General features: G+C 35.5%; 14 protein-coding genes and 1 tRNA gene. 6 read left to right on the top strand and 9 right to left on the bottom strand.

Features of this window, described 5'->3' with window-relative positions:
- Positions 1 to 80 (bottom strand) — tRNA-Leu (locus tag ABMA72_RS02645).
- 112 nt (positions 81 to 192) lie between these two features.
- On the opposite strand from ABMA72_RS02645, the gene ABMA72_RS02640 reads away from it, so the two are divergent.
- Complete coding sequence (locus tag ABMA72_RS02640) at positions 193 to 861, top strand: hypothetical protein (RefSeq protein ID WP_393055935.1); 669 nt, start codon at positions 193 to 195, stop codon at positions 859 to 861.
- On the opposite strand, the gene ABMA72_RS02635 is transcribed toward ABMA72_RS02640, so the two are convergent.
- The 7 genes from ABMA72_RS02635 to ABMA72_RS02605 all read right to left on the bottom strand — a co-directional run bounded on the left by ABMA72_RS02635 (position 858) and on the right by ABMA72_RS02605 (position 4,039).
- Positions 858 to 1,397, bottom strand: a complete 540-nt coding sequence (locus tag ABMA72_RS02635) for a zinc-dependent peptidase (protein ID WP_393055932.1) — start codon at positions 1,395 to 1,397, stop codon at positions 858 to 860. The genes ABMA72_RS02640 and ABMA72_RS02635 overlap by 4 nt on opposite strands.
- A gap of 60 nt (positions 1,398 to 1,457) precedes the next feature.
- On the bottom strand, positions 1,458 to 2,099 hold the full coding sequence (locus ABMA72_RS02630) for an NAD(P)H-dependent oxidoreductase (RefSeq protein ID WP_392861010.1): 642 nt from the start codon (positions 2,097 to 2,099) through the stop codon (positions 1,458 to 1,460).
- On the bottom strand, positions 2,089 to 2,529 hold the full coding sequence (locus tag ABMA72_RS02625) for a MarR family winged helix-turn-helix transcriptional regulator (protein WP_392861008.1): 441 nt from the start codon (positions 2,527 to 2,529) through the stop codon (positions 2,089 to 2,091). The genes ABMA72_RS02630 and ABMA72_RS02625 overlap by 11 nt, the downstream gene beginning before the upstream one ends.
- The gene (locus ABMA72_RS02620) at positions 2,529 to 3,005 is read right to left on the bottom strand and encodes a glutathione peroxidase (RefSeq protein WP_393055929.1); all 477 of its coding nucleotides are present in this window, start codon (positions 3,003 to 3,005) and stop codon (positions 2,529 to 2,531) included. The genes ABMA72_RS02625 and ABMA72_RS02620 overlap by 1 nt, the downstream gene beginning before the upstream one ends.
- Positions 3,006 to 3,109: 104 nt before the next feature.
- Positions 3,110 to 3,415 (bottom strand): hypothetical protein, encoded by a 306-nt coding sequence (locus ABMA72_RS02615; protein ID WP_392861004.1) that lies wholly within the window; start codon positions 3,413 to 3,415, stop codon positions 3,110 to 3,112.
- A 32-nt stretch (positions 3,416 to 3,447) separates the two neighbouring features.
- A complete protein-coding gene (locus tag ABMA72_RS02610; RefSeq protein ID WP_392861002.1) occupies positions 3,448 to 3,669 on the bottom strand; it encodes a hypothetical protein in 222 nt (73 codons plus the stop codon).
- Between the two features lie 106 nt (positions 3,670 to 3,775).
- Positions 3,776 to 4,039, bottom strand: coding sequence for a hypothetical protein (locus ABMA72_RS02605; RefSeq protein WP_392861000.1), 264 nt, complete (start codon positions 4,037 to 4,039; stop codon positions 3,776 to 3,778).
- Positions 4,040 to 4,162: 123 nt separating this feature from the next.
- Here ABMA72_RS02605 and ABMA72_RS02600 point away from each other — a divergent pair, with 123 nt between their 5' ends.
- The 5 genes from ABMA72_RS02600 (at position 4,163) to ABMA72_RS02580 (ending at position 8,430) form a co-directional block, all read left to right on the top strand.
- On the top strand, positions 4,163 to 5,080 hold the full coding sequence (locus ABMA72_RS02600; RefSeq protein ID WP_392860998.1) for an alpha/beta hydrolase fold domain-containing protein: 918 nt from the start codon (positions 4,163 to 4,165) through the stop codon (positions 5,078 to 5,080).
- Positions 5,081 to 5,234: 154 nt separating this feature from the next.
- Positions 5,235 to 5,840, top strand: coding sequence for a hypothetical protein (locus ABMA72_RS02595; RefSeq protein ID WP_392860996.1), 606 nt, complete (start codon positions 5,235 to 5,237; stop codon positions 5,838 to 5,840).
- A gap of 49 nt (positions 5,841 to 5,889) precedes the next feature.
- Entirely contained in the window at positions 5,890 to 6,312 is a 423-nt protein-coding gene (locus tag ABMA72_RS02590; RefSeq protein ID WP_392860994.1) for a thioesterase family protein, read from the top strand.
- Positions 6,313 to 6,413: 101 nt separating this feature from the next.
- Positions 6,414 to 7,076, top strand: a complete 663-nt coding sequence (locus ABMA72_RS02585) for an ATP-binding cassette domain-containing protein (RefSeq protein WP_393055926.1) — start codon at positions 6,414 to 6,416, stop codon at positions 7,074 to 7,076.
- Positions 7,063 to 8,430, top strand: coding sequence for a hypothetical protein (locus ABMA72_RS02580; RefSeq protein ID WP_393055923.1), 1,368 nt, complete (start codon positions 7,063 to 7,065; stop codon positions 8,428 to 8,430). Before ABMA72_RS02585 ends, ABMA72_RS02580 begins: the two co-directional genes overlap by 14 nt.
- Before the next feature lie 36 nt (positions 8,431 to 8,466).
- Here the strand turns inward: ABMA72_RS02580 and ABMA72_RS02575 are convergent, their stop codons facing one another.
- Positions 8,467 to 9,507: a hypothetical protein gene (locus ABMA72_RS02575; protein ID WP_392860988.1), complete on the bottom strand. Its 1,041-nt coding sequence runs from the start codon at positions 9,505 to 9,507 to the stop codon at positions 8,467 to 8,469.
- Between the last annotated feature and the right edge of the window lie 21 nt (positions 9,508 to 9,528).

The raw sequence follows: 9,528 nt of genomic DNA, 5'->3' as shown, positions 1-9,528 counted from the left end.
CCTAGAACTGGACTTGAACCAGCAAGCCTTGCGGCACACGGCCCTCAACCGTGCGTGTTTACCAATTTCACCACCTAGGCACATTGAAATCACTTGAATTCTTTAGATATATTAATCACTTAGAATTTAATTGGCAACGAAAAATCTTGCTTGATATTGACCCGCTGTGGCATTGTGCCTTAAGCTTATGATATGAGAGTTTTTCTTCTATTTGTGCTGTTTGCACTATCATCTACCGCAGCTGCGCGAGAGTACACGAAACCCGTTGATTACGCTGAGTATACAGTGGTTATCGAGGCCCCTATTGATGTGGTGTGGGACTATAATTCTAAAAATGAAAATGCCCGCCAGTGGTCGACTTATTTCTACAAAATTGTATCTTGCCCCATTTCTGAGTGTCCTTGGAATGCAAATTTAAAGGATAGTGATATTGGTTTTACTCGTCGCTGTTATCGACGAGAGAGCGAGAAGGGGACTTTCTGGGATGAAACGACCACCAAAGTCACGAAAGCTCAAGGAGAGTACTATAAGCAAATTAGGGCCTATAACTTCAATGAGTTTATGGACTTTATGAACTACGATGAAAAGGGAGAGTTTCTTGTGGAGCAATTCTATAAGAAGCTTGATGAAAATAAGACGTCTCTAACGTTTCGCTCTGGCTACATAGACCGTCTTGAGCTTGAGAGTCCGCCCTCTAAATTTGAATACTTTTTTTGGAACCAGATCTTTAATTTTATAACAAAGAGAAGTGTTACCAATACCTTTAAGTGGAACTTGATTAATATAAAGGCGCATATTGAGCAGGGAGAAAATTATAAGAGAATTCACCCGTATAGCTCAAATGATGCTGACTTCTATTAGTCTTTTAGGTGAAAGCGGTAAAACTTGTTAAGGTTTTCGTAGATCATAGGCCTTGAGCTCGCAAGCTCTGGTGCTCTTTCAAAGTACATCAGAGAGAGCTTGGAAAAATCACCATTCATCTCTTTTAAGGCAAGCTTTCCAAAATCAATTTCAAATTGCTTTTCATTGAACTTCAACCATTTTTCAAAGGGCCACGCACTATCGATGGACTTTATGCCTGGGTAGAAATTTGTCTTTCTTTTAAAGATTGGTAGACAGGCGTAGTATGAAGTCAGAATACGTTGCTCTTCTTCGATTGATTCGTGCCACTTTTTCTCACTGTAGAAAACTAAGATTGAATTTAATATTTTATCTTTTTCTGAGTTCGTGAGCTCATTAAATAGAGAGGTTTGCGATGTAAGAAAGTCACCCCAAAATAATCGATTTTGCTCGTATTTCTTTTTCAAAAGATTTCTTCGTATTTTATGAGAATAGTGCTTATAGAAGAAATAACCAAATAGGAGAATAAAGAATATAAGAACTGGGGCGATAATCATGATGTCAGCATAACATAAAAAAGCGGTCAATTGAATTGACCGCTAGTTATTAGATAACAATTAGATTACTTTAAATACTTCATCGAAGCTAAAGCGGACTTTTTCAAGATCCTTGTACTTGTCCTCATCTGACCTGTAACCAAGGGCCACAGTTCCAAGAGTTTTGTACTTTGTACCTTCAAGACCTAAGATTTTGTCGTACTCTTCAGGAACAATCCCTTCGATAGCGCAAGTATCAATTCCTTGAATCGCTGCTGTCATTAGAAGCTGTCCCATGGCAATATAAGTTTGGCGTTGTGACCACTCTGGAATCGTTTTTGAGCGAGGCCCATCAATAAGGGCACCTTTCATGACATCAAAGTAGCCCTGTAAACTTTCACGTTCAACATTTCTTTGCTGAGCAATTGATTGGACAAATTTTTCAACGTATTCCTCGTCTAGCTCTGTTAGGTAAGCAAGTACAACATAGTGAGAAGCATCAGTTACTTGAGATTGTCCCCAAGAATGCTCTCTTAATTTTTCGCGTGTTTCCTGATCGTTTACTAAAATAAACTTCCAAGGTTGTAGGCCAAATGAGCTGGCCGCAAGCCTTAAAGATTCATTTAATACATGTAAATCCTCATCTGAAATTTTCTTTGTTTTATCAAAAATCTTTGTAGCATAACGCCAATTAAGTGCTTTTATAATTTCTTCATTCTTCATGTGTGCTCCACTGGTTATATATCTTATCCGCTTCAGCTTTAAGTTTTTGGATCTCTTTTAGATCAACATTATTTGAACATAGAAGCTTCTGCGGGATTGTTTTTGCTTTTTTCTTTAATTTCTTCCCACTTGTCGTGGTTGTAATGTAGACAATTCTTTCATCCTCAAGACAACGTTTCTTCTCAACCATTCCTTTTTCAATAAGGCGCTTAATTAATGGAGTTAAAGTCCCGTTATCAAGGGAAAGCTTTTCACCTAGTTGAGACATATTCATCTTGTCATTTTCCCATAAGGCAAGCATGACAAGGTATTGTGGGTAGGTGAGGTTAATCTCTTCAAGATATGGCCTATACTGACTTGTAATTAACTTACTCAGTCTGTAGAGACTAAAACATACTTGATTGTCGATTAATAGAATGTCTTCACTCATTACTTGAAACTCTTTTCAATATCTTTCTCTAAGCTTTCAGGCTTATCAATTGGGGCATATCTTTTTATTGGATGCCCTTCACTATCAACGAGAAATTTTGTGAAATTCCACTTGATTTTCTTACTGCCCAATAGACCTGGTAACTCGTCTTTAAGATATTGGTAAAGTGGGTGAGTGTTGTCTCCATTAACATCAATTTTTTCAAAAAGTGGAAACGAAGTTTTAAATGTTAAGTCGCAAAACGACTGAATATCTTCTGAGCTTCCTGGCTCTTGTTTTCCAAATTGGTTACATGGGAAGGCCAAGATCTCTAGCTTACCTTGGTACTTATCATAGAGCTTTTGTAGTCCTTCATATTGAGGTGTAAAGCCACATTTACTTGCTGTATTTACAATAAGGAGACTCTTTCCTTTAAATTCAGATAGAGATCTTTCATTTCCTCTAATATCAACTGCTTTATAATCATAGATGCTCATACATAATCTCCTGGGGATTAGTTTATATGAGTATTATATATTACAAAATTATATTGTGTGCAATATAATTGTAAAAAATAAGATACTGAAGTAAATTCAATATCTTATTTGTACTTACGATCAAATAGAGGAGGTCTGGCATGTCTTTCCATGTATTCATTCACTCTATATTCATCTTGATCTTGACCCTGATCTTGCGAAGCAGGTGTACGCTCCATTTTCTTTTCTTCCATTTTCTCTTCACGTGACTGATTACGTTCTTGACTTGCGCGCTGCTCTTCTTCACCGTGAATCAGCCTCTGAACAGATGGGTCGTTCTCATCTATAATGGCCGTATAGCGCTCACCATAAACCTCCATGCTGAATGCAAGGAGAGTCAGTGTAATTAAGATATATGTGAGGACTTTCATTTTAAACCTCTTTCCTCTCTATCAAAATACTCTTATTCGTATATGAGAAAGTGAGTATCAGTTAACGAGACACCTTTCTTACGTTCTTTTGAAGCAGGCATACGATCTCTGTCATGCTTCATTTTTGCTTTCTTATCTTTTTTCATCATTTGATGAGTTTCTGACTTCTCAGACATTTTCTTCTGCTTATCTTTACGTGCAAACGCTGGCGTAGTCAGTAGGACAACAATTAAAGTCATGGGAATTAGTTTCATATCTTACCTCTTTTTTGTGTTATAGCTCTATTAGCTCTTTGGTTTGATTATGAAACTGTACTTTGGATTTTTTATGTAATTATTGTGGATATTGATTGATAGTTTTTTACTTGTAAGGTCTCTTATATTTTTCGTCACTATCTTGAATATGACCATTTTCATCTTCAGTTGGAATGCTTGCGGGGAATCGACTTTGTTCAATTTCTTTCGGAATAATTGGGCCCATTCCATCGTCATCAATTTTGAAGAGCTTTGCTTGAGTATCGTCAATAGGCGTTGGTGAATGGATTTCATTATCCACAATGATATAAGAAAAACTATTTGAGGCCATGAGTGTACAGATCAATACAATTAAAGAGAATGCTTTCATTGGCCTTGTTACCTTTATTTGATTAAAATAGCGAAAATAGTTTTACTAATTTTAACTATCGGAATTTTATTTATATACTTTATTTAATAAATACTTTTCCGTGTAAATGTAATGGGTTACACATTGTCTAAATCAATTACTGAATTCATTCATCAGAAACGACTTTCTTCAATGCAGTCATTCTTTGATGTGGGCATTAAACGCTTTTCTCGCATCACCCTTGATGAGCTTAGAAGGGCCATGGAGCTTATTGAAGGTGAGTATAAGAAGCTCGTGAGCTGTTCAACTCAAAAACTCCTGAACCAGACCTGTTTAGTGTGGGGCCAACCGCAATCTCATTGTACGATCCATCTTCACTCAGGTGGTTATGTGACAGGACATGAGTATACAAGTGCCCAATTCTGCCAAGCACTCTTTAGTGAACATAATGAGTCTTCGTATATCATCTGCCCAGATTATCCATTATCTCCAGAGTCGAGTATTCCTGAGATTACAAGTTGGTGCCTAGCTCTTTTAAATGATCTTCATCTAAAAGGAGTGACGTCTTTTACGCTAACAGGTGTCTCTGCTGGTGCAAACCTTGCGACTCTACTTAGCTTGGCCAATAACAACTTGGGTGATAAGAGCTTTAAAATTACAGACCTTCATCTTTTAACAGGCCATTATCAAAGTGACTTTGAGACAACTTCGGCCAATAAGTATGAAAGTGGAGAAGAGAGTGGATTATCGAAATCCATGCTCTTAAAACTTTTGGATTATGCAATTTCAAATAGAGAAGTTCATATGCAGGACCCTGCGATCTTTCCACTTTATAGTGATGAACTTGAATCATTACCAAAGACTTATATCTATGCCGCTAAGTATGATGTTCTCTATGATGACAGTTTAATGTTCTATGAGAAGCTACTTAGAGAAGGAGTGGATGTGACATTCAAAGAATTTTCACATGGCTTCCATGCATGGTCCAATCATGTTCTTGAAAACGATGCACTTCTAAGCTACGCGAAGGAATATATCTTTAATGAGATTAAAGATTCGTAGATTCCTGTTGATCTAATCTTTTCCAAATAAGCTCTATGGATATGGCCACTAAATTGGCCAATATCCTCAAGTATGAAACTCTCAAATGTCGCGTAAATAGGCGTATTTAGAAGATTTCATGAGTGACGATAAAATCTAACTTGAGAGGGGTTTTATGAAGGCTCAATGGGGTTTCTATAGACGTAATTTAGCAATTGGAGAGTTATATTCTCTAAAAGGCCTTCTTAAATTAATTACTCTATTTTCATTATTCTTTTTCATCTCCCTTACAATTTTAATCCTAATTATTTTATTTGATTATATTCCCTATATTCCAAATATAAGCTTCATCCTTGTGGCATCTTTATTGATTTATCAACTTCGATTCTCTAATAAACCTGAGGAGCTATTCGGAGAGTTACTCTTTCCAAGTAAGGCCTTAAAGAAATGGTTCGAAAGAAGTTTTATGATCTGCTGCTTATCTCTTATCATTTCTTTCTTTTGTCTTTCGATGCTTAGGTATATCCGCTATTCATCTGCAAATACGCAACAGTTGTTGTCATACTTTCATATGGCCAAACCTGTATATGCTTTTGTTTTTATCAAGAATCGGCCTGATGATTTTTTAGCCTACTATGATAAAGGTATGCCTTTAGATCGCGATTTTAGATGGCTCAATGACGATATCCTTATTAAGGCAATGGTTGTTAATAACAGACACGAATTATTAGTAAAATTCTTATCTAACAAGAAAGGCCTCAATATCTCCTCGGCCCAATAATGAATTCTTATATCTTGTGTGAGTAAGTTTAATTAGTTAAAATTTATCCATGGCACGTATAAAATTATCGACACCTCAAAGAGAAGCAGATTTTAAAACAAAAATCGAGCTAACAATTAACTTCGTCAATTATGGAAATCATATGGGAAATGATGCTGTGGCAACACTTTGTCATGAAGGACGTCTGCGTTTTCTAAAGTCCCTTGGCCATGATGAACTAAATTGTTTTGGGAAGTCTCTCATTCAAGCTGACGCTGCTTACATGTACCGCGGAGAAGCTTTTCACGGAGACATTTTAGAAGTTGAAATGTTTGTCGAAGATATTAGTGAATACGGCTATGACCTTCTATATAAGTTCACTTGTGGTGATCGTCTTATTGCTTACGCTAAAAATGGACTAGTCTTCTTTGACTATGAAGAGCGAAAGCTTGCCAAGGCGCCTCAGGCCTTTCTTGACCACTTTAAGAAATAGACTGCCTATAATTTGAGGAAGTCTATTCACGCTAATTAGTTGATTTTTGTATCTGCTTGAACCACCTGTACAATTATTATTTATAATTGAATGGAGGGGATATGGGCGCTAATTCAAATAGTCCATTAGTTGAGCTTAAGAATTTGGATTATACTTTCCCTGATGGCGAAGTTATTTTTAAGAATGTTTCCTTAAAAGTTGGCGCCGGTGAATTTGTCATTTTACTTGGAAAGAATGGTTCAGGTAAAAGTACTCTTATCAATCTTGTTCTAGGTGTATATAATCCGCTAAATGGTCATGTTAATGTTTTTGATATGGCCCCAACGCATAATCGTTCAAAGATCTTTAAGAAAATGTTCTTTAGCTCACATGATTTTGATTTTGATGAAAACTCTCGTGTTGGTTTCATTTTAGATAATTACCAAATTCTTTATCCTGATTATGATATCGAAAAAGAAAAAAGTCTCCTCGCTGATTTTGAGCTCGATCGAGATAAGTGTATCCATGAGCTTTCTACTGGAATGAAGGTTCGTGTTCAAATCATTGCGGCCATCGCATCTGGTACACCTCTTATCCTAATTGATGAGATAACTGCCGTTCTTGATCGAAAGGCACGTAAGTTGTTAGGTGAGCTTTTATCAAAAGAGTGTGCATCTGGGCGAAGTGTTGTGATGGCAACAAATATACCTGAAGATACGACATTAAACAGTAATAGAGTTCTTACAATTAGGTCTCATGGGATTGTCGATTATGAAGCAGCATAGTGTTCTTGGAAATCTTATTGTTAATAATATCAAAGAGAATAAGAATGTCTTTTTTCTTAAAACTCTATTCTTTCTTCTTTGTCTATTTTTATCTTGGATTGTTTATTCAAAATTTGAACTAAATATTCTACCAATTACTGCATTTTCAGTTATTTTTATTTCGATTGTTTTAAATAAGAGTCGCTCTCAGACCATTAGATCGCCTTATAAATTGACCGGGAGTCTATATAATTTAACTCTTCCAATTAGTCTGTTTCACAAAATGTTGCTTCAAGCTTTTGGATTTTTCTTCTCTTATTTTTATAGCATCATAGCAGGTCTTTACATGGCCGATTTTCTTTTATTAAATTCTTCTCAAAACGATATGAATGATGAAAAGGTTATATTATCTACTATGCTTTTATTCATTTTTTTTGCTAATTCATTTAATGTAAGAACTTTTGCCTTTCAAGAGCGACATCAATTTAATCGACTTTTTAGAAATCCTCTTATTTCTTTAACTAATATTCCTTTTTTAGTTCTAAATGTTATATTTATTGGGATTTCTCTGCTTCTCCTAGGTGTTGTTATTTCTGAGGATAGTGCAATTTGGATTTTTCCACTATTTTTATGCCTTTTTATCATTCATACTTTTGTAAGAGTTTATAAAGATGATAGGCCATATAATGAGCATAAGAAGTTTCGCTTATTACAAACAAGTTTAAAGAAGCAGCTGATCCTTAACTTAAAGCTCACATCAAGTCTTGGGATAGGTGCTGTTTTACTTTTCTATTTTATCTCAAGCTTTAATCACATAAACTATAATTCATATATCGTTCATTCTGGATTTGGATTTATTAAAGAAGCTAAATTCATAACACTTTTAAAAGATAAAGATTCGAGTAAGTTTATTAAATATTATGATAGTGGAATGCCTGATGATAAGCAGTACCAATGGCTGAATGAAAAGGTCATTTTTGAATTTGCGACAAGATTTGATCGAAAGGATATTATCCTTCATCTTCTTCCTAGTAAGATTTCTGAATATGATAGTTATATCTGTCAATTAAATGAAGACAAGAAATGTCACCCAGGAAGTTTATTAAACTTTATGGTGGTTATGAATAGCCAGAAGTTTCTAACTTATCTCTTAAAGAATAATGAGTATAAAATCGAAGATCATACTCTTAGTAATAATCTTTTATTGGCCGCAAAGGAATGTAAGGGACGGTCTATTGCATCTATTCTAGATTCAGACTTAATAAAAAATGATAAGGATAAGAGTGAGCTTTTTAATACATTAGGAGAGTCAAGTGAGCCTGAGTGTAAGAAAGCGATGAGGGATATAATTAGTAGAGCATATCTTAAAAAATAAAAAAGGCCTCAAAGGAGGCCTTTTCTTTTATTTGAATTAATCGATTTTTTGAATTTGATGAATATATTCTCTGTACTCTTGAATATTATCATTTTGAGCTTGGATATTATCTAGCTCTGGAAGATCAACGTTATCGAAGATATTTTTAACTTTCTTATCGATCTCGTGCTTAACACCAATTGATAGAAGGAAGTCATAACACTTAAGTGCTTCTTCGATCTTCTTATTCGCTTCATGCATCGTTGCTGCATTTGACGTTTCAAAAGTTGAAGGAAGTTCTAGCTTTCCTAGTTTTCCACCTGATACAACGTGAAGAAGTCCTGGCCAAAATGAAGCTTCATCGGCATCCATTGAATCATTGATTGCAAGTGCAAGGATGATATCAATACGTGCTTTTAAAAGAGCAATTGAGATTTCACGGTTGTGACCTGCAACGATATATTCCTCTGACTTACTTAGAGTTGCACCTTGAGAGTCTTTGATAAGTGCATCTTTCATAAGTGTGTACATCGACATTTCTGCAAAACCATTATTTTTTGCATTGAATGTTTGACGGTGGTGAACCTTGTGAAGGGCCGCAGCTACAGCATAGAAAGATTGCTCATAGTTACGTTTTTTAAGTGACCACTTTCCGGTATGGATAGGAGTCATCTTACCTTTCTTCATTGCTTTTTTAACGTTGAATTCACCCTTAATATCTGTTTCATAAACAGAGGCCATATTCTTATAAAATTCTTCAACTGCATCATAGAAAAGCATGTCACGAATTTCTAAGTTATCGTAAGGCTTAATTCCCGTATAAAGGTTGTACTCGAATGCCATAAAGAATTTTGCAGCATTTGTAAGCTTTTGACCCATTTCGATATTATCATTAAGGATAAGTGCGAAAGCATCACGTCTTTCAACTGAAGACTGTGCCGAACGAAGCTGTGAGTATAGCTGTGATGTTGTATCACTCATACCGTCAGTCGTCTCACCAAGTTTATCCATTTTTTGTGGCATTTTGATGGCCTCTTTAACTTCCTTACAACCTGTAAACAGAGTAAGTAGCATTAGAGGAATTAAGATCTTTTTCATGACTCTCTCCCAAATTTCCTA

Source organism: Halobacteriovorax sp. CON-3, assembly GCF_043196995.1.
Lineage (GTDB): Bacteria > Bdellovibrionota > Bacteriovoracia > Bacteriovoracales > Bacteriovoracaceae > Halobacteriovorax_A.
This window is presented reverse-complemented; position numbering and strand designations above follow the sequence as displayed.

Coding starts and splice junctions, on each gene's coding strand:
- ABMA72_RS02640 (WP_393055935.1), top strand. CDS start 193: ATGAGAGTTTTTCTTCTATTTGTGCTGTTTGCACTATCATCTACCGCA.
- ABMA72_RS02605 (WP_392861000.1), bottom strand. CDS start 4,039: ATGAAAGCATTCTCTTTAATTGTATTGATCTGTACACTCATGGCCTCA.
- ABMA72_RS02575 (WP_392860988.1), bottom strand. CDS start 9,507: ATGAAAAAGATCTTAATTCCTCTAATGCTACTTACTCTGTTTACAGGT.
- ABMA72_RS02630 (WP_392861010.1), bottom strand. CDS start 2,099: ATGAAGAATGAAGAAATTATAAAAGCACTTAATTGGCGTTATGCTACA.
- ABMA72_RS02590 (WP_392860994.1), top strand. CDS start 5,890: ATGGCACGTATAAAATTATCGACACCTCAAAGAGAAGCAGATTTTAAA.
- ABMA72_RS02585 (WP_393055926.1), top strand. CDS start 6,414: ATGGGCGCTAATTCAAATAGTCCATTAGTTGAGCTTAAGAATTTGGAT.
- ABMA72_RS02595 (WP_392860996.1), top strand. CDS start 5,235: ATGAAGGCTCAATGGGGTTTCTATAGACGTAATTTAGCAATTGGAGAG.
- ABMA72_RS02625 (WP_392861008.1), bottom strand. CDS start 2,529: ATGAGTGAAGACATTCTATTAATCGACAATCAAGTATGTTTTAGTCTC.
- ABMA72_RS02615 (WP_392861004.1), bottom strand. CDS start 3,415: ATGAAAGTCCTCACATATATCTTAATTACACTGACTCTCCTTGCATTC.
- ABMA72_RS02620 (WP_393055929.1), bottom strand. CDS start 3,005: ATGAGCATCTATGATTATAAAGCAGTTGATATTAGAGGAAATGAAAGA.
- ABMA72_RS02610 (WP_392861002.1), bottom strand. CDS start 3,669: ATGAAACTAATTCCCATGACTTTAATTGTTGTCCTACTGACTACGCCA.
- ABMA72_RS02580 (WP_393055923.1), top strand. CDS start 7,063: ATGAAGCAGCATAGTGTTCTTGGAAATCTTATTGTTAATAATATCAAA.
- ABMA72_RS02635 (WP_393055932.1), bottom strand. CDS start 1,397: ATGATTATCGCCCCAGTTCTTATATTCTTTATTCTCCTATTTGGTTAT.